Origin of the sequence: uncultured Clostridium sp. (assembly GCF_900547735.1) — a bacterium.
Classification (GTDB): domain Bacteria; phylum Bacillota; class Clostridia; order Lachnospirales; family Lachnospiraceae; genus Otoolea.
In genome coordinates, this window is record NZ_URHZ01000013.1 from 57,532 (window position 1) to 80,516 (window position 22,985).

General features: G+C 50.8%; 22 protein-coding genes and 1 tRNA gene. 15 read left to right on the forward strand and 8 right to left on the reverse strand.

Annotation, left to right across the window (positions count from 1 at the left end):
* Positions 1-5: 5 nt before the first annotated feature.
* From QZT18_RS06170 to QZT18_RS06205, 8 genes are all read right to left on the reverse strand, one after another.
* Positions 6-1,772 (reverse strand): V-type ATP synthase subunit A, encoded by a 1,767-nt coding sequence (locus tag QZT18_RS06170; RefSeq protein WP_294145636.1) that lies wholly within the window; start codon positions 1,770-1,772, stop codon positions 6-8.
* 1 nt (position 1,773) lies between these two features.
* Positions 1,774-2,355 carry a V-type ATP synthase subunit E gene (locus tag QZT18_RS06175; protein WP_294145638.1) on the reverse strand — a complete coding sequence of 194 codons (582 nt, stop codon included), beginning with the start codon at positions 2,353-2,355 and terminating at the stop codon, positions 1,774-1,776.
* 29 nt (positions 2,356-2,384) lie between these two features.
* A complete protein-coding gene (locus QZT18_RS06180; RefSeq protein WP_125141612.1) occupies positions 2,385-2,693 on the reverse strand; it encodes a V-type ATP synthase subunit F in 309 nt (102 codons plus the stop codon).
* Positions 2,693-3,127, reverse strand: coding sequence for an ATP synthase subunit C (locus QZT18_RS06185; protein WP_294145644.1), 435 nt, complete (start codon positions 3,125-3,127; stop codon positions 2,693-2,695). The genes QZT18_RS06180 and QZT18_RS06185 overlap by 1 nt, the downstream gene beginning before the upstream one ends.
* Positions 3,128-3,221: 94 nt before the next feature.
* Entirely contained in the window at positions 3,222-5,183 is a 1,962-nt protein-coding gene (locus QZT18_RS06190) for a V-type ATP synthase subunit I (protein ID WP_294145646.1), read from the reverse strand.
* Positions 5,180-6,250 (reverse strand): V-type ATPase subunit, encoded by a 1,071-nt coding sequence (locus tag QZT18_RS06195; protein WP_294145648.1) that lies wholly within the window; start codon positions 6,248-6,250, stop codon positions 5,180-5,182. The genes QZT18_RS06190 and QZT18_RS06195 overlap by 4 nt, the downstream gene beginning before the upstream one ends.
* Before the next feature lie 5 nt (positions 6,251-6,255).
* Positions 6,256-6,567: a hypothetical protein gene (locus tag QZT18_RS06200; protein ID WP_294145649.1), complete on the reverse strand. Its 312-nt coding sequence runs from the start codon at positions 6,565-6,567 to the stop codon at positions 6,256-6,258.
* 252 nt (positions 6,568-6,819) lie between these two features.
* A complete protein-coding gene (locus tag QZT18_RS06205; protein WP_294145650.1) occupies positions 6,820-7,701 on the reverse strand; it encodes an SH3 domain-containing protein in 882 nt (293 codons plus the stop codon).
* A gap of 256 nt (positions 7,702-7,957) precedes the next feature.
* Here QZT18_RS06205 and trmB point away from each other — a divergent pair, with 256 nt between their 5' ends.
* From trmB to QZT18_RS06280, 15 genes are all read left to right on the forward strand, one after another.
* Complete coding sequence (gene trmB / locus QZT18_RS06210) at positions 7,958-8,593, forward strand: tRNA (guanosine(46)-N7)-methyltransferase TrmB (protein ID WP_294145651.1); 636 nt, start codon at positions 7,958-7,960, stop codon at positions 8,591-8,593.
* Between the two features lie 87 nt (positions 8,594-8,680).
* Positions 8,681-8,833 (forward strand): hypothetical protein, encoded by a 153-nt coding sequence (locus QZT18_RS06215; RefSeq protein WP_294145677.1) that lies wholly within the window; start codon positions 8,681-8,683, stop codon positions 8,831-8,833.
* Between the two features lie 12 nt (positions 8,834-8,845).
* Complete coding sequence (gene trxA, locus QZT18_RS06220; RefSeq protein ID WP_227031403.1) at positions 8,846-9,163, forward strand: thioredoxin; 318 nt, start codon at positions 8,846-8,848, stop codon at positions 9,161-9,163.
* Positions 9,164-9,336: 173 nt separating this feature from the next.
* Positions 9,337-10,248 (forward strand): LysR family transcriptional regulator, encoded by a 912-nt coding sequence (locus QZT18_RS06225; RefSeq protein ID WP_294145652.1) that lies wholly within the window; start codon positions 9,337-9,339, stop codon positions 10,246-10,248.
* A gap of 355 nt (positions 10,249-10,603) precedes the next feature.
* Positions 10,604-11,662, forward strand: coding sequence for a methionine ABC transporter ATP-binding protein (locus QZT18_RS06230; protein ID WP_294145675.1), 1,059 nt, complete (start codon positions 10,604-10,606; stop codon positions 11,660-11,662).
* Positions 11,659-12,318: a methionine ABC transporter permease gene (locus QZT18_RS06235; protein ID WP_294145653.1), complete on the forward strand. Its 660-nt coding sequence runs from the start codon at positions 11,659-11,661 to the stop codon at positions 12,316-12,318. The genes QZT18_RS06230 and QZT18_RS06235 overlap by 4 nt, the downstream gene beginning before the upstream one ends.
* Before the next feature lie 235 nt (positions 12,319-12,553).
* On the forward strand, positions 12,554-13,375 hold the full coding sequence (locus QZT18_RS06240) for a MetQ/NlpA family ABC transporter substrate-binding protein (protein WP_294145655.1): 822 nt from the start codon (positions 12,554-12,556) through the stop codon (positions 13,373-13,375).
* Positions 13,376-13,617: 242 nt separating this feature from the next.
* Positions 13,618-13,690, forward strand: a tRNA-Lys gene (locus QZT18_RS06245).
* Between the two features lie 478 nt (positions 13,691-14,168).
* The gene (locus tag QZT18_RS06250) at positions 14,169-15,902 is read left to right on the forward strand and encodes a sigma-54-dependent Fis family transcriptional regulator (RefSeq protein WP_294145657.1); all 1,734 of its coding nucleotides are present in this window, start codon (positions 14,169-14,171) and stop codon (positions 15,900-15,902) included.
* A 400-nt stretch (positions 15,903-16,302) separates the two neighbouring features.
* On the forward strand, positions 16,303-17,523 hold the full coding sequence (locus tag QZT18_RS06255; RefSeq protein ID WP_294145659.1) for a 2-hydroxyacyl-CoA dehydratase subunit D: 1,221 nt from the start codon (positions 16,303-16,305) through the stop codon (positions 17,521-17,523).
* A complete protein-coding gene (locus QZT18_RS06260; protein ID WP_294145660.1) occupies positions 17,510-18,673 on the forward strand; it encodes a 2-hydroxyacyl-CoA dehydratase subunit D in 1,164 nt (387 codons plus the stop codon). The genes QZT18_RS06255 and QZT18_RS06260 overlap by 14 nt, the downstream gene beginning before the upstream one ends.
* A complete protein-coding gene (locus QZT18_RS06265; RefSeq protein ID WP_294145661.1) occupies positions 18,670-19,545 on the forward strand; it encodes a 3-hydroxyacyl-CoA dehydrogenase family protein in 876 nt (291 codons plus the stop codon). Before QZT18_RS06260 ends, QZT18_RS06265 begins: the two co-directional genes overlap by 4 nt.
* A 2-nt stretch (positions 19,546-19,547) precedes the next feature.
* Positions 19,548-20,315, forward strand: a complete 768-nt coding sequence (locus QZT18_RS06270; RefSeq protein ID WP_294145662.1) for an enoyl-CoA hydratase/isomerase family protein — start codon at positions 19,548-19,550, stop codon at positions 20,313-20,315.
* A gap of 31 nt (positions 20,316-20,346) precedes the next feature.
* Positions 20,347-21,597 carry a thiolase family protein gene (locus tag QZT18_RS06275; protein ID WP_294145663.1) on the forward strand — a complete coding sequence of 417 codons (1,251 nt, stop codon included), beginning with the start codon at positions 20,347-20,349 and terminating at the stop codon, positions 21,595-21,597.
* A complete protein-coding gene (locus QZT18_RS06280; RefSeq protein WP_294145664.1) occupies positions 21,575-22,936 on the forward strand; it encodes an acetyl-CoA hydrolase/transferase family protein in 1,362 nt (453 codons plus the stop codon). The genes QZT18_RS06275 and QZT18_RS06280 overlap by 23 nt, the downstream gene beginning before the upstream one ends.
* Positions 22,937-22,985: the final 49 nt, after the last annotated feature.

Consider the following 22,985-nt stretch of genomic DNA (forward strand, 5'->3'; position numbering starts at 1 on the left):
CCTCCTTAAGCGTTCCGCTCCACGACGTCGTCGTAGAATTTGTCGATTGCCTCGCGGTATCCGTCAAAAAGATCGAGGCGGTTGTTGGGAACGTCATATTTGATTGATATGATTTTTTCAAAAATATTATCCTGTTTTAAGATGGACATCGGCATTCCCATTCCTATCAGGGCGCGGCAGCGCTTGAAGAGATAGAGGATGATTTCCATCATCTTAAACTGCTTTTTCATCGGCACGCAGGTGTCCTCGGCATGAAACGCATTCTGCTGTAAAAAGCCGAGGCGGATGACCTTGGCGATTTCCAGCACCAGTTTCTGATCGTCCGGCAGGACGTCGCTTCCGATCAGCTTGACGATTTCCATCAGGCTGTTCTCCTGGGTCAGGATATAGACGAGCTGGTTCCTGTAGTCGATAAACCGCTTATCCACGTTTTCCGTGTACCAGGGAGCCAGGTCGGTCAGATACTCCGAATAGCTGGTCAGCCACTGGATGGCCGGGAAATGTCTGGCGTATGCCAGGTTTTTATCGAGTCCCCAGAAGCAGCGGACAAAACGCTTGGTGTTCTGGGTGACGGGTTCGGAGAAATCTCCGCCCTGCGGGGAAACCGCGCCGATAATGGAGACGGAACCCTCCGTACCGTTTAAATTCTGCATCATTCCGGCCCTCTCATAGAAGGCGGAAAGGCGGGATGCCAGATAGGCCGGGAAACCTTCCTCGGCAGGCATCTCTTCCAGACGGCCGGACAGCTCTCTAAGCGCCTCGGCCCAGCGGGACGTGGAGTCGGCCATAATCGCAACGTGGTAGCCCATATCGCGGTAATATTCCGCCAGGGTAAGTCCCGAGTAGAGACTGGCCTCACGGGCCGCCACCGGCATGTTGGAGGTGTTGGCGATCAGGGTGGTCCGGTCCATCAGAGGATTGCCGGAACGGGGGTCGGTCAGTTCCTGGAACTCTTCCAGCACCTGGGTCATCTCATTGCCGCGCTCTCCGCAGCCGATATAGATGATAATATCCGCATCGGACCACTTGGCAATCTGATGCTGGGTCATGGTTTTTCCCGTACCGAACCCACCGGGGATACAGGCCGTACCGCCTTTTGCAAGGGGAAACAGGGTATCCAGAATACGCTGGCCGGTGATGAGCGGCCGGGATGCCGGATAGCGTTTGCCTACGGGCCGCGGAATACGGATCGGCCATTTCTGGGCCATCGGGAGCTTCAGCTCCGTGCCGTCCTGCCGCCTGAGAGTGACAAGCGGGTCGTGTATCGTGTATTTGCCGTCGGGAACGACATCTATTACCGTTCCTTCTACGCCCGGAGGGAGCATGACTTTGTGGACAATGGCCCTGGTCTCCGGAACTTCGGCGATGATGGAGCCCTGATACAGTGTGTCGCCTTTTTTTACCGTAAGGCGGGTATCCCACAGTCTGCCGCCGTCCAGCGATTCCACGCTGACGCCGCGGTCGATGTAGGCGCCGCCGGTTTTCTTGATTTCCGTCAGAGGGCGTTCGATTCCGTCGAAAATATTGGTGAGGATGCCGGGGGCCAGGATGACGGATACGGGAGAACCGCTTCCGCTGACGCGCTCGCCCGGTTTGATGCCGGATGTTTCCTCATATACTTCGATGGTGGTCCTTTCGCTGGTGAGGCCGATGACCTCGCCGACGAGCTTTTCGGTCCCAACATAGACCAGTTCGTTCATTTTAAAGCCCGGATCGCCCTTCAGGTAAACGATGGGACCGTTGATACCGTATATAATGCCTGTGCGTTCCATCTTATCTGCCTCCTAACCGGAACTGGAATTTCTCGGAGATCTCTTCCAGTTTCGTTTTAAATGAATTGTCTATCAGGATGTTTTTAGACGGAATAACGGCGCGGATACCACCCAGAAACGTGGTATCGCTGAGCTTTATATCCGCCCCGGTATGAAGTGCGATGCGGTTCAGCTTGTCGGCGTCCGACGGATCCAGATAGACGGTCATCGGAGCTTTCTGGGCAAATTCCATCGCCCTTTTTACCTCCGACTCAAGAAAACGCTGATAGTCGGCGGAATCCATGAAAAGAGCCAGGCGGTTGCGCAGCTCGCTGATCAGCATGGTCTTAAGTTCTTCCTGCTTTTTGCTGTATTCGCGTTTGATGTTAATCTGTTCAATGGACAACTGTTTGTTGATGTCGTGTTCGATTTTTTCAGCCTCGGCGGCTACCTGCATATCGGCCTGACGGCGGGCATCCCTTTTATGTTCCTCCAGAATGGATCTTAAGGAGGCGGTATAATCGGCCAGCATCTTGTCGCTGCGTTCTGTGGCATCCCCGTAACAGAGGGATTCAAAATGTTCCAGTTTTTCTTCTATGGTCAAGTATGTTCACCTGCTTTCCAAGTACTGCGCTAGAGTTTAAGACCAATGGCCTCATTGACATAGGCAGTGATAAAGTCCGGCTTGCGGCCGGTTCCGTGGCGGTCGGGAATCTCCACAAAGAGCGGGAAATTATGCTCCAGCCTGACACGGTTGATGAGGTCGGGAAAATCGCGCCCGAATTTTTCGGTTAAAAGCACGATGCCGATCTCCTTATCGGCGAGGACTTTATCAAGCGCCTCTTTTACTTCCTGCTGTTCATGGACAACAACACCCTCCACGCCGGCCAGGCGCATTCCAGTGAGCGTGTCGATGTTGTCGCTTAACAGGTACATCTTCATTATAATTTACCCAGGATCATGAAGGAGATGATCAGTCCGTAGAGGCAGACACCTTCGGCAAGGCCGGCGAAGATGAGGGATTTACCAAAGATGGAGGAATCCTCACTGATAGCGCCCAATGCGGAGGAGGCAGCGGCGGAAACGGCGATACCGCCTCCGATGCCGGAAAGTCCGGTGGAGAGTGCGGCTGCGATGTAGCCCATGCCTGCGGCTGCGCCTGCAGCGGTCCCGGCGGCTTCCTCAGCGGCATATGCGTTGCCGGAGAACATCAGGACGGCTGCGGTGATGAGTGTTCCAAAAAACAGTAATACGTTGACGCCAAGGGCTCTTTTGTACCTGCCCCTTGTCTTTTCACCTGCGGCAAATGCGCCGAAGGGTACGGCAATACTTAAGATGAGTGCGGCGGCTAATAAGATTTTGACTGTTAATGACATAATAGTAATCCTCCATTATTTTTATATTACCGGTGAAGGGCGTTTTAAGGGCATCCAGCACCGTTTTCAGTGTTCAGGCTTTCTTTTACCGGCCTCAGGCTTTTCCGTAAGGGCGGAATTCACGTCCGCTGCCCTTGTAGAAACGGCTGAAGATTTCATAGTATTCCAGTCTCAGTACCTGGATTCCGACAATCAGTCCCTCCATCGCGCAGACGAACAGGTTGCCGATAATGACGACAGCCCAGTTTGGAGCTCCTGATTCGGCTCCGGCCAGCATCATAACGACTTCCATCATGGCCGCGTGGCTGACTGCAAACGCGCCGACACGGACAAAGGACAGGGTGTTGGAGAAGTAGCTGAGCAGCATCTCAAACATTTCAAAGAATCCCTGGACAAAGAACATGGCGCGGGATTCGGAAATGTGTCCGGCCTGTTTTTTGACGAGCGCTGCCAGCGGTTCCTTCAGGAAAATGATAATTAACGGTATTCCGAACATGACGGCCAGCACGCCGGCGGCGGGAAGTGTTTTCCCCATCATGAAGAGAACGACAACGGCCAGAACGCTTCCGTAGAAGACAAGGCCGGCCAGACCGTTGGTATCGAACCAGGATTTTTCCGGATCCTTAAAACGGATCGAATTAATAATGTTCAGTATCATGGTCAGTACGATAATTCCCATTCCCAGGGCGACCGCGACGATAAATACGGTGTTGAGCTTTCCAATAAACGGCAGGTTCATCATCTGGGCGGCAGGCCGCAGCCAGAGCGGATGGAGAATATCTTCAAATCCGAAAACGCTGCCGAACAGGAAACCGAATATGGTGGAAAAGAATCCGCAGCAGGAAACAACGGCGGCCAAATCCATCTTTTTCACGCGGTAGAGCGCGTATCCGCCGCACAGGAGGAGCAGTCCCTGCCCTACGTCGCCGAACATGAAACCAAAGAGGAAGGAGTAGGTGACGGCAATCAGGATCGTGGGATCGAGTTCTCCGTACGCCGGAAGCCCATACATCTTGATAAACATCTCAAACGGACGGAACAGTTTCGGATTCTTCAGCTTTGTAGGCGGAGGAGTGAGCAGGTTGTTGTGATCATCCTCCACGAGGCAGAATGTCTTGTCGTCCAGCTCCAGCTCCTTCCGGAACAGTTCGGCATCTCGTTCCGTCATCCATCCGCAGAGGATGTAGAACGTGTTGACATCGTGGTTTGTGCAGGCGGCCAGTTTCCTCACGTTAAAGTTCGTGTTGTAGGAGTTGAGCTTTGTGTAGGCGTCCAGGATATCCTGCCGGTTGTCTTCCAGGATCCGGTTGATTTGCTCATTCATTTCCGCGAGTTCGGACTCGGATTTTCGGATCTCTTCTTCCAGGGCGTCGATGGCCTCACCCGGCGTTCCGTTGTATTCGTCCGGCACAATAAACCGTTCAAAGTGAAGCGACGTATAAATGGCGTCGATTCGTTTGGAGATAACGGCCGGAACAAAGTAGACGATGGAAACATAATTTTCATCCTCATGGCATTTGTAGAGGATGGTATCTAACGACTCATAGACGACCTTCTCAAATTTTGCATAATATTCCCGCGGGATCCGGCCGAACCGGAACCTGATGTGCTGGAAATGCAGAATCGATCTGATATCGTAATCCAGCTCCCTGAATGGAAGGATTTTATTGTGGGAAGTCCGCAGCGTATCCAGTTCCCCTTCCAGTTTTGTCCTGTTCTCCATAAAATCTGCCAGGGCCTTATCTACCCGGATGACAGTCTCGGACGCCTTTTCTATGGAAATATCCCTGCTGTCCGGCAACAGAGTTCCCTTTGCCGGTGTTTCCGCGGTTTTGGCCGGACCACTCGTTTTCAGGGAGCCGACCAGGCGGGAGGCTCTTGTAAAGAGCTCTTTGTAGGGATTGATTTCAATATAAGGGCGGAGGTCTTTTACGGTTTTCAGCTCGGACAGAGCATTCTCAATCTGAATCTCGTATTTGCTGAGATACTGATTGACAACCCGGTCAATATCTTCTTTGGGACCGGTTATGCTTAGAAATTTCATTTTTTCTATCACGTCGCATTCCCCCCTGTTTCATGTTTTTCTATAATATCCAGAATTTCTCCGGCATCGAGGCGATAGCGGATTCCTTCTATAACCGTAACGATTTTCCTCAGCTCATCCTCTTTGAAATACAGGTAGGAGTAGAGCGAGGCAATGGAGTACGGATTCCTGGCGGCCGCAGTCCTGTGGATGTGGGCCAGTATCACGTCGTAGAGGATTTCCAGGTTTGGCTTTTCATCCAGCGCGGCCTGTTTGGTCTGGGAACCGTACCATGTTTCCGAGAGCGCGGAGAAATATTCATCCATGCTTTCGGCGGCGATCAGCTGTTCAAGCTGGCTGTTTCGCAGGCGGTAACGGATGGGGATGAGAAGCTTTTTCACTTCCGCTCCCGGGATGGTGTAATACCGCTTGGTCCTGTAAATCCACTGAAGGTTCAGCAGATCCAGTTTTGTTCCGAATCCCTGCAGGATAGCCTCCTGTTCCCTCTTTGGAATGTTCTTTTTAATTGCTTTCCAGGTGACGTTGAAGTAATAGAGATCCAGCGCCATCTCATAATCAAAGTGGCCTCCGTCGCCGGAATCGCGGATGCGCGCCAGCAGCGGGTAATAAACCGTGCCCTCCAGGCTGTCGATGAATTCATCCGTTGTGGCGGCCGTACCGATGGCTGCCAGGTCCAGTTTGGAATGGGAACGGAAAAACTCCTCGTATCGGGACAGGCCGACCGGAACCGGCTGATGGGCCGCCGCATTCCTCAGGCAGCTCTTCATGATATCTATCTCGAAATGCATAAAATACAGTTTAAAAAAACGCCTCTGCTTTATGTTTGAAAAACGGTACAGCCTGGCGTAATCCCTGTACAGGGAACCGGCCAGTAGCCGCTCTATGGTCCCGCGGTGCAGATCCTCACTGTCCATATCGGGGAACACACCCGCATAGGCCGGAAGGGCGCGTAAAAATTCCACCGCTTCCGGCACGCTTTCCAGTCCGGCCATTGCCCGGTACTGGTCCCTGGTGAGGAGCTGTCCCGTCATTGCCCGGACCTTGGTAGTCAGCCCGCTGTAGGCCAGAAGTCCTCTCATAAGAATCACGCTCCCGTCATTTCTTTAAATAGCTGCTCCACATAGGTCTGGCTCTGGCACTTATAGTGGTTCTCCAGTTTCTGAATCATGTGTTCCGCCCGGCTTCTCTGGCAGGACAGTTTCTTCTGCATCTCGGCTTCCATGGAAGTCCGGACATCGGCGATCCGCGCCTCGGTCTCGGCCTCCAGAGTCTGATTAAATTCTTCCGTCTCTTTATGGATCTGATCCGCAATATCCTTTTTCCGGGCAGCGGCATCTTCCATAATTTTTACGGCTTTATTTTCGATTAAAGATATTTTTCCTATAATCCGGTCCATTTAAGGCACCTCCTGTGGTTATTATAAACTTGTGCCACGTTATTGAAACTATTATACGCATAAATGCAGGAAAGAATCCGGCAGTAACAAAGGATTCTCCACCGTTTCCATCAACGAAAAGCACGCTTTGCGAACTTTTCATTGCCACCAATAAAAAAACCATAGCAGAATCGGGAAATTCCGCTATGGTTCTTGTACGATTAAAATAAAGAATCAATTTCAGCCAATGGAATCCTGTCTTCTGTCATTCAGTTATTGGGTGACAGGTGCGAGGTATTCCTTTGCAACGTAAGCGTCCTGGCCGTTGTATCTGATAATACACCATCTGTCATCATGATCACGCACATATTCAACTTCTGCATCCCTGGCCAGCTGTACGACGATTCTTCCGTCTGTAGCAGGAGTAGCCCGAACATTTAACGTGTCGGCATTGACTTTGTATTTTACAGTTGCAGCCTCTGTTGTCGGTTCTTCGGTTGGGGTCTCAGTTTCGGTCGGTACCGGATCCGTCATTTCTGTCGAGACAGCCGGTGCAGTCGTTTCCGGGGCTTTTTCTTTTCCCGGGTGAATCATCTTGATGATAAAAATTAAAACTACAATAATTGCAATCAGCAAAAGTGGTTTGATAATGCTTCCGGCATCGAAGGAAGGACCGGAAGACTGTACCCTGCGCCGGCTGCCTGTGCCGCCTCCGGAGGATGACCGCCTGTGCTGGGGTTCGTCGCTGCGCCGTCTTGCAGATGAGGCCTGCGCCGGTTTGCGCCGTTTCTCGCTGTAATCGTTGGCGAAGGTGTATACCTCCTGTGAAAGAAGATGGTGGGCCTGATTGGCATTGTAGGCGCTGTTGTCTTCCTCATGGATGGCCTTGTTGCCGATGGTCCTGATCTTGTGGTAATGTTCGCAGGTGGTCTTGCTGATAATGCCGTCATCGTACAGGGCGTCAATCATATCAATGAGATTGCCCTCCATAACACCCGATTTGTCACAGAGGCACTTTACCATAAACTCAAGTGTCTGGCGGGCTTTCACCATCGCCATGTTATATTTTTTCTGCCCGATAAGGCGTTCCGTATCCCGTACTCCGCTTTGGATCTTATCCCAGCTGTTTGTGCCTGGATTGTCTGTATTGTTCATAGGCCGTCTCCTTTGTATCAGTAATGCTTAAGTCTTAATTAACCCTATTATAATATATAGGAAAATTTTATGCACCTATATTTTGAAATAAATTTATAAAATTAGGAAAAATGTAATATATATCTTAGAATTATTGGAACAGTAGCAGAATTTACAGATTAACTTGCATAAAAATGACTGAAATGGTAAGATAGTAAAATAAAAAGAATGAAAAAAACAGGAAAAAAAGATGTAAAGAACACCAGGAGGAAACAGTATGAGACTACGCCATATACCGGGCGCAGAGCAGATGATAGAGGAAAGCCCCTACGTAATTCAGAAACCGGAAGAGCGGAAGGGAAAGTGGCATGAGGCTTTTGGGAATCACAATCCGATTCACATAGAAGTAGGCATGGGCAAGGGCAAATTCATTATGGAGCTGGCCCGGACAAACCCTGAGGTTAACTATATCGGCATAGAGCGGTATTCGACCGTAATGCTGAAAGCGCTTCAGAAGAGGGAGCAGCTTCAGTTATCCAATATTTATTTTATGTGTGTTGACGCCAAAAACATGGCTGAAATTTTCGAGCCGGGCGAGGTCGCCAGGATTTACCTGAATTTTTCCGATCCGTGGCCCAAGGACAGACATGCAAAGAGAAGACTTACATCGCCTCAGTTTATGGAGGTATACGATAAAATTTTGAGCAGAGACGGCAGAGTGGAATTCAAGACGGATAACAGGGGACTTTTCGATTACTCCCTGGAATCGGTGCCTGAAGCGGGATGGAAGATCCTTGAATCTACATTCGATCTTCATCACAGTGAGATGGCGGAAGGAAACGTAATGACCGAATATGAAACAAAGTTTGCGGCAGAGGGAAAACCAATCTGCAAGCTGACGGCTGTCAGATAGAATACGAATGAGAGAAGCGCGCCACAAGAGCTGCGGTTATCTGTATGCGGTGAATCCGCATATAATGTAGCAAACAGCAGACGGCAGGTGTGCAGAATGAGTATGAAGGCCAGGATTACCCGTGAATTGTCGAAGGCGACCAGTGACAAGACGGAACTTAATAAAACCGTTTTGAAGTGGAAAAAGCATTTTGACGAGGTGGGTAAGGTGATAGACACTGACAGAAAAAAGAAGAAGTAGGAGGAGCTGCGAATGGAGACAAGATTTACGAGTGAGAATTTTGAAACAGAAGTTTTAAAATCAAATATACCGGTGCTGGTAGATTTTTATGCAGACTGGTGCGGCCCGTGCAAACTGATGGCGCCCGTAGTCGAACAGCTGGCCAGTGAATATGACGGCAGGATAAAGGTCGGTAAAGTAAATATAGACGAGAGCGCAGATCTGGCTATGAAATACGGAGTCATGTCAATTCCTACCCTGATCGTATTCGGCAAGGGCCAGGTGATCCGGAAAGAAGTCGGAGTACAGACAAAAGCGACCATCGTGAAGGCGATTAACCAGGCTATTTGATGAAGGCTTTGACAACTGGCGCCGGCCGGTACGGCCGCGATTGGAATGAATAAACTGAATAAAGATAAATTTTGGAGAGGGTGTTGCGAAATCACTTGAGAAGAGTGGAGGAGTGACACCTTCTCTGCGTAAAAGCATGTCATTGTTTTAAGGGGAAGAGGAGGAACTGATTTATGACTCTGGTTCAGTTAAAGTACGCGATTACGGTGGCCGGCGCAAATTCGATGAATGAAGCGTCACGGCTGCTTTTTATCTCACAGCCGAGCCTGTCGGCCGCCATCCGGGAGCTGGAAGACGAGATTGGCGTGGAACTGTTCAAAAGGACGAACCGCGGCGTTTTCGTTACGCCGGAGGGGGAGGAATTTATCGGCTATGCCAGGCAGGTGGTCGAGCAGTACCAGTTGATTGAGACAAAGTATGTGTCCAAGGAGCGCACGAAAAAGAAGTTCAGTGTTTCCATGCAGCATTATACATTTTCCGTCAATGCCTTTGTGGAGATGGTTAAGCAGTTTGGAATGGATGAGTATGAGTTTGCCATTCATGAAACAAAGACATATGAGGTGATCGAGGATGTAAAGAATTTTAAGAGTGAGATAGGGATTCTGTATATCAACGATTTTAACCGCAAGGTTCTGACGAAACTGTTCCATCAGTTTGATCTGGGATTCCATGAGATACTGAAATGCAGCATTTACGTCTATATGTGGAAGGGGCATCCGCTGGCAAAACGGGAGCTGATTACGCTTCAGGAGCTGGAGGAGTATCCCTGCCTCTCATTTGAACAGGGCAACTATAACTCCTTTTATTTTGCGGAGGAAGTCCTCAGTACTTACGATTACAAGCGCCTGATCAAGGTCAATGACAGGGCTACAATCTTAAACCTGATGGTGGGGCTGAACGGTTACACGCTCTGCTGCGGCATCATCTGCGAGGAATTGAACGGCACGGATTTCTGTGCGGTGCGGCTTGACAGTGATGAGGTCATGTCGATTGGGTATCTGGCGCGGAAAGGGATGGCTATCAGCCCTCTGGGGCAGAAATATCTGGAGAAGATTGCGAAGTACAGGGATAAGGCGCTGCGGTAGGGTGTAAGGCGCTGCGGCAGGGTGTAAGGCGCTGTGGTAGGGGATAAGGCGCTGCGGCAGGGGATAAGGCGCTGCGGCAGGGTGTAAGGCGTGCGGTAGGGTGTAAGGCGCTGAGGTAGGGTATAAGGCGTGCGGTAGGGTGTAAGGCGCTGCGGTAGGGTGTAAGGCGCTGTAGTAGGGTATAAGGTGCTGCGGTAAGGGGTAAGGTACTGCGGCAGAGAGATAAGATGCCGCAGTAGGCGCAGGGCAGTAGAATATAAAAAATTGTGGTACAGGCAGTCGGCTATAGGTCTATCCTATAACTGGCTGCATTTTTTATGAATTAGCGCAACAATCAGGGAGGTGATATACTGTGATGCATCAGAAGAGAGACGGTTTTATGGAAAACGTCTCAGGGCAAGAGGGGGGATGGAACGTGATACGGTTTGAACATGTCAGCAAAGAATATTCCTCGCGGAGCAGCGAGGTTGTGGCGGTGCGGGATGTGTCTCTGGAAATAGAAAAAGGTGAAATATTCGGTATTATCGGATTCTCCGGCGCAGGTAAGTCCACACTGGTGCGGTGCATCAATCTGCTGGAGGTCCCAACCAAGGGAAGCGTTTATTTCGAAGGCGTGGATTTGACAAAGGTGAGCGCCGGAGAGCTGCGGAATTACCGCCGCAAAATTGGAATGATTTTTCAGCAGTTCAACCTTCTGGAGCAGAGAAGTGTCATAGACAATGTCTGCTATCCTCTGGAGATTGCCGGAGCCAAACGGAACCAGTGCAGGGAGCGGGCAAGAAAACTGCTGAAGCTGGTGGATTTGGAGGAAAAGGAAAACGCCTATCCGGCGCAGCTTTCAGGAGGGCAGAAGCAGAGAGTGGCAATTGCAAGGGCTCTTGCAACCGAGCCGGAAGTGCTCCTCTGCGACGAGGCAACCAGCGCGCTGGATCCCATAACAACGAGATCGATTCTGGAACTGCTGAAACAGATTAATGAGCGCCTGGGGGTCACAATTGTAGTAATTACCCATGAGATGAAGGTGGTGCAGCAGATTTGCACCAGAGTGGCCGTAATGAACGGCGGGAGCATTGAGGAAACCGGAACGGTCCGGGATGTCTTCCTGAATCCGAAGACGGAGACGGCCCGCAGGCTGATTCTTCCGGATAAAACGGGCCTGGAGGAGACGGATGGGAAACATGTGCTCCGGATTGCATTTGACGGCCAGTCGGCGTCGGAACCCGTTATCTCGGCTCTCAGTCTGAGCTGCAATGCAATGGTAAGCATTCTTGGGGCCAACACGGAAAATATCGGCGGCAAGGCCTACGGCCAGATGCTGATTGAGCTGCCGGAGGACAGGGAAAAAGTAGAGAAGATACAAAAGTATCTGAAGGAACACCATATTTATTTTGAGGAAGGAGGCGCAGGGGCATGAGCCGGGAAATGATTCAGCTTTTATTAAAAGGAACGGGGGAAAGCCTGTATATGACATTATTTTCTTCCGCTATGGCCTATCTGTTTGGAATTCCCCTTGGAGTCCTCCTCTATGTGACGGACAGCGGAGGGATTTGCAGAAACAGGAAGATAAATGCCATTGTGGGCGTTGTGATTAACTTACTGCGTTCGGTGCCGTTTCTGATTCTGCTGGTAGCGATTCTGCCGTTCACGCGGCTGGTGGCCGGGACGACGATAGGTTCTACGGCTACGGTGGTGCCGTTGATTGTTGCGGCTACGCCCTTTGTGGCACGGCTGGTGGAATCTTCGCTGAAAGAGGTTAACTATGGCGTGATTGAGGCGGCCAGGGCCATGGGTTCCTCACCAATGCAGATTGTACGCAAGGTACTTATCCCGGAAGCGGGCCCCTCCCTGCTGGTGGGAAGTACAATAGCCGTTGCCACCATTCTCGGATATTCGGCCATGGCGGGATTTACCGGAGGCGGAGGCCTGGGGGCAATCGCCATCAACTACGGATATTACCGTTACCAGTCGGGGACAATGCTCGTCACGGTGGCGCTGCTGGTTGTTATCGTCCAGCTATTTCAGGAATTTGGGATTCGGCTTGTACAGCGGGTGGATAAGAGGAGCCGGTGATTAGGCGGGGCAGGATAGGCAGGGGAGAAGGGACGGGACAGTAGAGACAGGGAAGAAGGGACGGGACAGTAGAGACAGGACAGCAGGAACAGAACAGCTAGTCAGGACAACAGAGATAGAGCAGCAGAGAAAGAACATCAGAGAAGGAACAGTAAAAGTAAAGGGAATTAATAAGAAGTCCTACATCAATAAAAAATATTAGAATAAATAAGCGATTTCTAGGAGGAGAAAGATTATGAAAAAGGAATTAATTGCAGTATTAGCAGGAATTTGCGTAGTATCAACAGCTTTGTCCGGCTGCGGAAAGCCGGCCGCCGCAAGTGAGAAGGATACAGTCATCAAAGTAGGGGCAAGCGTAACGCCCCACAGTGAGATTCTCAATGCCGCAAAGGAAGAATTGAAATCCAAAGGCTATGATTTGGAAGTTGTGGAATACAATGATTATGTCCTGCCAAACACGGCTCTGGAAAACGGAGAACTGGATGCCAATTATTTTCAGCATCAGCCCTACCTGGATAATTTCAATGAGGAAAATAAAACACATCTTGTGTCGGCTGTAAAGGTGCATTTTGAGCCGTTTGGCATCTATGGAGGGAAAACTACCGATCTGAAGGCGTTAAAGGAAGGCGCGATTGTAGCCGTTCCCAACGACACCACCAATGAGGCGAGGGCGCTTCTGCTTCTGGAGGCTCAGGGGCTGCTGACGCTTAAGGAAGAGGCAGGTCTTACGGCGACGGCAGTCGACATCAAGGAAAACCCGCTGAACCTGGAAATCAAGGAACTGGAAGCGGCCCAGTTGGCCCGTTCCCTGCAGGATGTGGATATTGCCTGCATCAATGGAAACTATGCGCTGGAAGCAGGGCTGGAAACAAAGGATACTCTGGCCGTTGAGGCATCCGACTCACTGGCAGCCCAGGCTTATGCCAATATTCTTGCGGTCAAAGAAGGAAACGAGAACACGGAGAAAACAAAGGCTCTGAGCGAAGCGCTGACTTCGGATACGGTTAAGGAATTTATCAATGAAAAATATGACGGATCGGTTGTGCCGGTATTCTAAATAAAAAACAGTGAAATACGACACGGAAAAATGATAAAAAGCAACTGTAAAGAGGGCGGGGCGAGTACTTCCTGCCCTCTTTACAGTTGTAAGGTTCAAGGGCTAAAAATGGGAGAGATTTAATTTAATATATAATTTGGACATAATTTTTACAAAATCTTTAAAAAAGAGGTTGACATTTTATGATGATTGAGATAGAATAATTCATGCGTCACAAAAAGTGACAAAACAACAATAAATACGCGCCTTTAGCTCAGTTGGTAGAGCAGTAGACTCTTAATCTATTTGTCCAGGGTTCGAGTCCCTGAAGGCGCACTAAAAGTACTGGTTTTGTAGACAGAGAGCTACGGGGTCGGTGCTTTTTTTTATGTAATGAAAAAGGCTCCGGCAGAACCAGAGCCTGGATGGTAGGCAAATTGAGCAACGATCCGTCAATTATTTAAAAGAAAAAGAATCCGATGAAGTAACCGAAGAGGAAAAGAAAACAATATAAGCTGATAGAGAAGCTGCGCCAGCGGTCCGGTTCGCAACAAAAAAACTACTCGATATCCAGGACGTTAATAACCTTTTATCTAAGTAAGTCCCGGAATCCACACCGAAAGTACTTGTTTCGCAGACGGTGCCCCCCAACTCCCCCCAAAAAAATATCACTAGAAGCCACCCCCAAACCAAAAATCATATTCTCACAACCAAGCGAAAATGGTATAATGAACCGAAAAGGCGATAAAACACTCGGCTCCGGAGGGGGAAAGCGCCTTTGCTACAGGGAGAAAAGTTCGGGAAGGAGGCCCCCATGAACGTTATATCAGGTGAAGGCGAGAGCCGGGAATTGCAAAAGTCTTCAAAAACGGATACCGATGTTTTAACCGGGACGATTTTAATTGATAAAGATTACCGTATCATTTACTATAACGACTACGCAAAAGAAATCCTTTCTGCCGAGGACGATGCAATTTCGCATCAATCGGTAAAACACTTTCTTGGCAAGTCGTTTTTTCTGCCGGACGAGCCGGACGGAGAAAAGACGTTCCATTATCAGATACAGGGCCGGCAGGTGTTTGTCACCGTGTCCAGGTGGGCCTGCGGGGAAGAAAAAGACGGGCCGACCTATCTGATTCTGCTGCTTCTGGGAGCAAAACCGTCCCAGAACGAGATGGAGGAGTACGCCAAAAAGCATGTGCTCCAGGATTTACAGGAGATTATAGAGGCATCCTTTGACGGAATCCTGGTGACGGATGCCGAGGGGAATGTGGAGATCGTGAACCAGGGATATGTACATAATACGGGCATCACGCGGGAGGAGCTTTTGGGGCGGAATATCCTGCATCTTGTCAATCCCGTATGGATGAAACAGTCAGTGGTGGGTATGGTGCAGGAGAAGAAAGAAACCGTTTCTCTCCAGCATATGACCAGAAACGGGAAATCGATTATCGTGACGGGCACGCCGATCTTTGACGAGCAGAAAAATATCAGGAAAATTGTCGTAAATTCCAGGGATATATCGGAGATTTACGCCCTCAGTGAAAAGCTGGAATCAGCCAAAAAGATGGAAGAGATCTACATGCAGAGGCTGAAACAGCAGGAGGAACGAGGCGAAACGGCCGACGATGTGGTCATCGTCAACCAGGAGATGCAGGATGTGTTCCGATTGGCCAAAAAACTGGGGAATTTCAATACCAACGTTCTGCTTACCGGGGAGTCCGGTGTGGGCAAGGATGAGGTTGCAAAATTCATTCATAAAAACGGACTGCGCTCCACAAAGCCTTATGTAGCGGTTAACTGCGGGGCGGTCCCGGAAAATCTGCTGGAATCCGAGCTGTTCGGATACGAAAGCGGAGCCTTTACAGGCGCCCTCAAATGCGGTAAAAAAGGTCTTTTTGAGCTGGCGGACGGCGGCGTGCTGTTTCTCGACGAGGTTGCGGAGATACCGCTGAGCCTGCAGGTTAAACTGCTGCGGGTGCTGGAAAACCGGGAAATCATGCGCCTCGGGGGAACGAAGCTGCTCCCCCTGAACGTGAGAATTATCGCCGCAACGAACCGTGACCTTCCGGCTATGATTAAGAACGGAAGCTTCCGCGAAGATCTCTATTACCGTCTCAATGTGGTAAATATCCGGATACCTCCCCTCCGTGAGCGTAAGGATGAGATTCCGCTTTTCTGCCTGAAATTCGTCCACCATTATAACGGACAGTATGGGGAAAATAAGAAGCTGACCTATCCGGTCATTGATGAATTCCAGAAGTACTCCTGGCCGGGCAACATAAGGGAGCTAAAGAATGTGATAGAGAACATGTTTGTGCTTTCCGACGGCGAGTATCTGCAGGTCAAGGATATCCCGTGGAACTGCCGGAGGCAGAAGGTCAAAAACAGCTATGAAGGCGTATCGCTGGAGGAGGCGGTAGAGGAGGTGGAGAGAGAGCTTCTAAAAGAGGCCAAAGAGAAATTTCACACGACCCGCCAGATTGCGGAGTATTTAAAGGTGAACCAGTCCACAGTAGTCCGTAAGCTGAAAAAATACCGGCTGTGATGCCTTCCCGCCCGTAAAGTCCGCCAACGGAACCGAGAGATGGACCGTCAGAGCAGAGATACCATCCAACAGAATAAAAATTTCAATCACCAGTATGCCGTTAGGCGTCTTTATGCAAAAATGCATCAAAGATGCAAAACGGCATCATTTTTTTACCTTTTTTTCTTTTAGCACATGTCTTTTAAGAATATTTTATTCAAAACAGGCCCACAATCCATTTTTTACGTTTCTTTATGTCCCGATACGGCTCTATTTTAAGGAGTATTTAAGACGAATAAACAAATAAAAAGCAGAAAACCAAAATAATTTATCAAAAACTGTAGATTCCGGCACCGAAAATGAAACAAATGGCACGGAAATTGCTTTTAAGTAAAGCAGAAAAGGGAAAGGAGTTTACAGTATGACGTCAAAAGAAATGCTGAATCAGCTTTTGGAACAGCATTATCAAAACGCGATGGAGGCAAAACGGCAGGGGCGGCTTGTAGCCTGGGCAACTTCCATATCACCGCAGGAACTGTTAGAGACTATGGATATTGCCGTAGTCTATCCGGAAAACCACGCGGCTGCCATCGGAGCCAGGAAATGTGCGCTGGATTTGCTTGAACACTCTGAGGCCAACGGATACTCGGTGGATATTTGTTCCTATGCCCGGGTGAACCTGGGCTACATGGAGGTACTCAGCAGCCCGGCGGGTGACATTCCTCTGCCGGATTTGATCTTCTGCTGCAACAATATATGTAATACAGTGCTGAAATGGTATGAGAATATTGCAAGGGAACTGAATATCCCGATGATTATCTTCGACCTTCCGTTCAACCATGAATATGAGGTGACGGAACAAAACGTGCGTTATATAAAAGGCCAGCTTACGGATGCCATTCAGAAACTGGAACAGCTTACGAAGAAGAGTTTTGACTATGACAGATTCCACGAAATTATGAAAATATCATCGGAGACGGCCAGTTGGTGGAAGAAAGCTTCGCTGATGGCCAGGGCGAAACCGTCCCCCTTAAATGGGTTTGATTTATTCAACTATATGGCGGTTATTGTCTGTATGCGGGGCCGGAAAGAGGGACTGGAACTTTTTAAACTGTGGGTTAAAGAATTGGAGGAGAAACAGGCGGCCGGACTGGGGCCGTGGAAGGATCAGGAAGAGAAGATCAGGATCTTGTGGGATGGAATCGCATGCTGGCCGTATCTCTCATCCACCTATAAGACACTCAAGAAATACGGCATCAACTTAGTGGCGTCCACGTACCCGGATTCCTGGACCATCCTGTATGAAGCCGGGGACTTAGACGGAATGGCCCGTGCCTACAGTTCGAATTATGTTAACCGGAATCTGGATTTTGGAGTGGACAACCTGTCGGAACTGGTAAAAGAGTTTTCGGTAGACGGCCTGATCTTCCATTCGAACAGAAGTTGTAAACTGATGGATTTCAGACAGTTTGAGGTGGAGCGCCGTGTAGTGGAACGAACCGGAGTGGCTGCGGTGGTTTTTGACGGCGATCAGACGGATCCGAGAGCCTTCTCCCTGGCACAGTTTGAGACCAGGATTCAGTCCCTGGCGGAGACCATAGAGGAGAAAAGGAAAGGAGGTGTGCAGAATGGGGGAGCTTGAACAATTGATTAATAAGCTGTGCCGGGCGGCCGATCATCCGAAGGAGGCCGTTCTGTGCGCCATGGAAAGGAGCGGGAGAAAGGCAGTGGGCTGTTTTCCGGTCTACACGCCGGATGAGCTTGTGGACGCCGCGGGTTTCCTCCCGGTCGGAATGTGGGGAGGCGGGGAAGAGACGCCGCGCGTGGGGCAGTATCTTCAGCCCTTCTGCTGCTCCGTCATGAAGGCAAACATATCCCAGGCCCTGAACGGAACGTATGACATGCTCTCGGCCGTCCTGATTCCCACATTTTGCGACACCCTCAAGTGTGTCTGCGAGAACTGGAAAGCGGCCATACCGCATATTACCGTTTTCCCCATGGTGTACCCACAGAATATTGAGAGCCGCGTCTCTGCGGATTATCTGGAAAACGAACTGATGAGAATCAGGGAAAAACTGGAGCTTCTGGCGGGCCGGACAATCAAAGAACAGGAACTCGTAAAAAGCTGGAACAGGTTTGAGGCCTGCCGGGCTAAGATGAGGGAGTTTACCACATTGGCCGCGTTACACCCGGACGTGATTGGCATCGGCGCCAGGCACAAGATTCTGAAATCATATTATTTCATGGATAAAACGGATTACGGTGAGACTCTGGACGCTATCAATGAGAAGCTCCGTCAAAGAGCTGTGCCGCCGGCCGGAAATTGGATCCGGGTAGTGGCAACCGGTCTGATGCTGGAACCGGATGCGGTTATCAACGCGCTGGAGAAAAACGGGATCTGTATCGCGGCTGATGATTTTTCCCAGGAGTCCAGAAGTTTCCGCATTTCCGGAACAGGGGAGGGAACCATTCTGCAGAGGATGGCCGCGCGGTTTCTGGCACAGAGGGGCGATCCGTTCCTCTGTGAACAGCAAAAGAGCAGGGGAAACCGTCTGACTGAACTGGTAAGGCAGACGAAGGCGGACGGGGTTCTGATTGCCATGATGAAATTCTGTGAACCGGAAGAGTTTGATTTTCCCGTCTATAAAAAGGAGCTGGAACGGGAGGGAATCCCTTACCTGTATATCGAGCTGGAACAGTCGATGAGCTCCGCGGAAAGTGTCGAGACAAGAATAGAGGGATTCGTGGAAGTGTTGAATGAAAAGCGGGAGCAGCAGGGGGGTGTGAAATGAAGATAAACAATGTAACTGTGATTGGATGCGGCACGATGGGAAACCAGATTGCCATGCAGGCCGCTCTGTGCGGATACCGGGTCAAGAATTATGATTTAAACAGGGATATGCTACAAAAGGCCGAAAAGTTCGCGGGCGATTGGTTTGCCTCCAGAGTTTTAAAAGGAAAAATGGCACAGGAGGCCGCGGCAGAGGCACAGAGCCGGCTGGTATTTACCGACTGCCTGGAGAACGCGGGCGCGGGAGCCGATTTGGTAATCGAGGCGGTTCCCGACATCCTGGAGATTAAAAAACAGGTTTTGAGCGCGATCGACCGCTATACGCCGGAGCATACAATCTATGCAAGCAACAGCTCCTATATCGTGAGCTCCCTGTTTGCCGACGCGGTACAGAGGCCGGACAAGGTTGTAAACTTCCATTTTTTCAATCCGGCTCTGGTAATGCAGCTTGTTGAGATTGTAAAGGGGCCGCATGCGTCCGGGGAGACAATCGACACCATGATGGAGTTTGCGGTTTCGATAAAGAAAACTCCGGTGCTGGTGAAAAAAGAAATTTACGGGTTTGTGGTAAACCGCATATTCAGCGCCGTGACAAAGGAAGCATGCTATCTGCTGGATCAGGATATCGCATCGGCGGAGGATATCGATCTGGCGGTAAGAAAAGGGCTGAACCACCCGCTCGGACCGCTGGAACTGCTGGACATGACGGGAATCGATCTGGAATACCACGTTCTGATGGAACGTTACCGGATGACCGGAAATCCGGCGGATAAACCGTCCGCCGCAATCGTGGAGCATTTTGCAAAGGGAGAGTACGGCAGAAAGACGGGAAAGGGCTTTTACCGGTATGAAGCAAACGAGGAGGACAGTTGAGAATGGGGCGGTTTATCAGGCTGGAAATAAAGAAACATATCGCCTGGCTGTCAATCGACCGGCCGGAGGCGTATAATGCGCTGTCAAGGCAGGTGGTGGACGAGCTTGACACGGCTCTCGACAGTGCGGCGGCAGACCGGGATATCAAAGTTGTGGTGATACAGAGCAGGAAAAATTTTGCCTCGGGAGCCGATATCAGGGAGATGGCGGATTTGACTCCCGGGGAAGCGCTAAATTTCTCTTTCGGCAGCACATTCGACAAGCTGGCCCGGATGAAAATCCCCACGGTGGCGGCCATTGAGGGATATGCCCTGGGCGGCGGCATGGAGCTGGCCCTGGCCTGTGACTTCCGGATTGCCTGTGCGGATGCAAGGATGGGATTTCCGGAAATTACGCTGGGAATCATGCCGGGAGCCGGAGGAACCTTCCGTCTGCCGCGGCTTATTGGTGAAGCAAAGGCAAAAGAAATGATTTATCTGGGAAAGCAAGTCACGGCGAAAGAGGCTCTGGATATCGGCCTTGTGAACCGGGTGGAAAGCCGGGACTGCTTTTGTGATGCGGTGGAAAAACTGGCGGAGTGTTTAAGCGCCAAATCCGGGGCGGCATTGGCGGCGGCCAAACAGACGATAGAAGAAAACCTGAGGGAGCCGGATTCCGGGAAGACGTCGGACAGGGAACGGAAGAACTGGGCCGCGTTGTTTGCGGAGCCTGATCAGAAAGAGGGAATGAACGCTTTTCTCGAGAAGAGGGCGCCGGAATTCCGGTATTAAAAGAAAACGGGATAAGAGAGGGGAGGAAGAAATGAGAAGTGTAGTAATTGTGTCGGCGTGCAGAACACCGATCGGAGCGTTGGGGGGAGCCTTCAGGAGCCTGGGAGCGCTGGATTTGACAATCCCGGTGATGCAGGCCCTGATTAAGAGGAGCGGCCTGGATGCGGGACTGCTTGACGATGTGATCTGGGGATGCAACTACCAGAAGACGTATAAGGAGAACAACCTGGCCAGGGTGGCCGCGGTGAAGGCCGGACTTCCGGTCACGGTGCCGGGAATTACGGTACACCGCAACTGTACCTCGTCGATGTCCTCGGTGCAGCTGGGGTTTTATCAGATTATGGCCGGTGAGGCGGACTTTATCATGGCAGGAGGCACCGAATTGATGAGCAATGCCCCGCATATTGTTGAGGGTGCGCGCTGGGGAAAGAAACTCGGCAACTTTGAAATCCGTGATTCCATGTGGGATTCACTTACCAACCTGGGAGTCGGGCCTGCCATGGGAATTACCGCGGAAAACCTGGCGGAGCGGTATGGCATTACCCGCGAAGAGCAGGATGAACTGGCCCTGCTCAGCCAGCAGAGGGCGTGCCGTGCCATCGATGAGGGGCGGTTTCAGGCTGAGATTATCCCCATCGAGGTAAAGGGGAAAAAGAAGACGGTTCTGGTGGAGCAGGATGAATATCCGAAGAGGGACGCATCCCTGGAAGGGCTGTCCTCACTCCGGGCCTCTTTCAAGGAAGGGGGAACCGTGACGGCGGGCAATGCGTCGGGAATGAACGACGCCTCCTCCGGCGTTATCCTGGCGTCCGAAGAGAAAGCAAGAGAACTCGGCCTCCCGATTCTGGCCCGCGTCCTCTCCACGTCTACGGCCGGGGTGGAGCCCGACATTATGGGGATCGGGCCTGTCGGAGCCGTGGCAAAAGCACTTGGAAAAGCCGGACTAACGCTCCAGGATATGGAACGGGTGGAGATCAATGAGGCGTTTGCGGCCCAGTATCTGGCCTGTGAGAAGGAGCTTAAGCTGAACCGCAATATCACCAATGTAAATGGCAGCGGAATATCACTGGGGCATCCGGTGGGAGCCACAGGCACGCGGATTATCACATCACTCGTCTATGAACTTCTGCGGGAAAAGAAACGTTACGGCCTGGCGTCAGCCTGCGCCGGGGGCGGCATGGGAACCGCGGTGGTTCTTGAGGCACTGCAAAATGAAAATCCCGAGCCGCTTAAAAATGAAGAGCAGGAGGAGTTTTCAAATGTACAAGATGAGCGAGCTTAACGTCCGCTATCGGGAAAAGCTTGTGACGGCAGAGGAGGCGGTGAGAGCCGTCAAATCGGGAGACCGCGTCCACTACGGGCTGTTTGGCGGAATTGTGCGGGAGCTTGATCAGGCGCTGGCCCTGAGGACGGAGGAGCTTACGGATGTCACGGTCTATGCCACGATATGGGGAAACGGATACATACCGGCCATTTTACAGGCGGATCCCGGGGCGGAGCATTTTCACTACTGTAATACTCATTTCAGCGCATTGGACAGGAAGATGAACAAGGAGGGAGTATGCTGGTTTGTCCCGGTTCAGTTCCGTGAAAATCCGAAGCTGTTTGCCGAAAATGTGGACGGCGGAATTGATGTGGCCATGTTCCAGGTGGCTCCGATGGATGACTACGGAAATTTTAATTTCGGGCCGCAAATCGCGGAGTACTGGGGAATTTTAAAAAAAGCAAAAACAGTGATTGTGGAAGTAAACAAAGATATGCCGGTCAACCATGGGATGCAGAATGTGATTAATCTGAGCCGGATTGATTATGTGGTGGAGGGCAGGGGCTATCCGTTAAACTACCTGGAAGCGAAACCTGCGACGGATGTGGAGCTGAAAATTGCGGAACACATCGTGCCACATATAAAAAGCGGCAGCACGCTGCAGCTCGGAATCGGAGGGATCCCGAACACCATTGGAGCCATGCTGGCCGATTCGGAGGTGGATGATCTGAGCGTCCATACGGAAATGTTTGTGGAAGCCTATTTAAAGCTTTATCAGGCCGGCAAAATTACCGGCAGCAAAAACATTGATAAAGGAAAAATGGTTTACACCTTTGCCAGCGGCAGCAGGGAGCTGTTCGAGTTTATCGACAACAATCCCATCACGTGCGTGGCTCCGGTTGACTACGTCAATGACATAGGGGTAATCGGGAGCATTGATCGGATGGTATCCATCAACAGCTGCCTGCAGGTGGATCTCTTCGGCCAGGTCAACTCCGAGTCATCCGGCTGGCAGCATATTGGCGGCACGGGGGGACAGCTCGATTATGTGCTGGGAGCCTTCCACTCAAAGGGCGGGCAGAGCTTTTTATGTACGCCGTCGGTCCGGATTTCAAAGGATGGAAAGAAAGAATCCCTGATCCGGGCGAGACTTCCGGAAGGCAGCATTGTATCGGTGCCGAGAAGCGCGGTCCATTACGTGGTGACCGAGTATGGGGCGGTCAATTTAAAGGGAAAGACCACCTATGAGAGGGCGGAGCTTTTAATATCCATCGCACATCCTGACTTCAGGGAGGAGCTGGCTAAAGAGGCGGTACGCATGGGCATCGGCAGGACAAGCAGCCGGGTTTTGGCTTAAGGAAGAGTATTTAGTAACGTTACTCATCGGCAAATCTATTACAGGGGGT

Coding starts and splice junctions, on each gene's coding strand:
- QZT18_RS06170 (WP_294145636.1), bottom strand. CDS start 1,772: ATGGAACGCACAGGCATTATATACGGTATCAACGGTCCCATCGTTTAC.
- QZT18_RS06230 (WP_294145675.1), top strand. CDS start 10,604: ATGCATCAGAAGAGAGACGGTTTTATGGAAAACGTCTCAGGGCAAGAG.
- QZT18_RS06205 (WP_294145650.1), bottom strand. CDS start 7,701: ATGAACAATACAGACAATCCAGGCACAAACAGCTGGGATAAGATCCAA.
- QZT18_RS06195 (WP_294145648.1), bottom strand. CDS start 6,250: ATGAGAGGACTTCTGGCCTACAGCGGGCTGACTACCAAGGTCCGGGCA.
- QZT18_RS06280 (WP_294145664.1), top strand. CDS start 21,575: ATGTACAAGATGAGCGAGCTTAACGTCCGCTATCGGGAAAAGCTTGTG.
- QZT18_RS06185 (WP_294145644.1), bottom strand. CDS start 3,127: ATGTCATTAACAGTCAAAATCTTATTAGCCGCCGCACTCATCTTAAGT.
- QZT18_RS06240 (WP_294145655.1), top strand. CDS start 12,554: ATGAAAAAGGAATTAATTGCAGTATTAGCAGGAATTTGCGTAGTATCA.
- QZT18_RS06265 (WP_294145661.1), top strand. CDS start 18,670: ATGAAGATAAACAATGTAACTGTGATTGGATGCGGCACGATGGGAAAC.
- QZT18_RS06225 (WP_294145652.1), top strand. CDS start 9,337: ATGACTCTGGTTCAGTTAAAGTACGCGATTACGGTGGCCGGCGCAAAT.
- QZT18_RS06250 (WP_294145657.1), top strand. CDS start 14,169: ATGAACGTTATATCAGGTGAAGGCGAGAGCCGGGAATTGCAAAAGTCT.
- QZT18_RS06275 (WP_294145663.1), top strand. CDS start 20,347: ATGAGAAGTGTAGTAATTGTGTCGGCGTGCAGAACACCGATCGGAGCG.
- QZT18_RS06260 (WP_294145660.1), top strand. CDS start 17,510: ATGGGGGAGCTTGAACAATTGATTAATAAGCTGTGCCGGGCGGCCGAT.
- QZT18_RS06200 (WP_294145649.1), bottom strand. CDS start 6,567: ATGGACCGGATTATAGGAAAAATATCTTTAATCGAAAATAAAGCCGTA.
- QZT18_RS06255 (WP_294145659.1), top strand. CDS start 16,303: ATGACGTCAAAAGAAATGCTGAATCAGCTTTTGGAACAGCATTATCAA.
- QZT18_RS06235 (WP_294145653.1), top strand. CDS start 11,659: ATGAGCCGGGAAATGATTCAGCTTTTATTAAAAGGAACGGGGGAAAGC.
- trmB (WP_294145651.1), top strand. CDS start 7,958: ATGAGACTACGCCATATACCGGGCGCAGAGCAGATGATAGAGGAAAGC.
- QZT18_RS06180 (WP_125141612.1), bottom strand. CDS start 2,693: ATGAAGATGTACCTGTTAAGCGACAACATCGACACGCTCACTGGAATG.
- trxA (WP_227031403.1), top strand. CDS start 8,846: ATGGAGACAAGATTTACGAGTGAGAATTTTGAAACAGAAGTTTTAAAA.
- QZT18_RS06270 (WP_294145662.1), top strand. CDS start 19,548: ATGGGGCGGTTTATCAGGCTGGAAATAAAGAAACATATCGCCTGGCTG.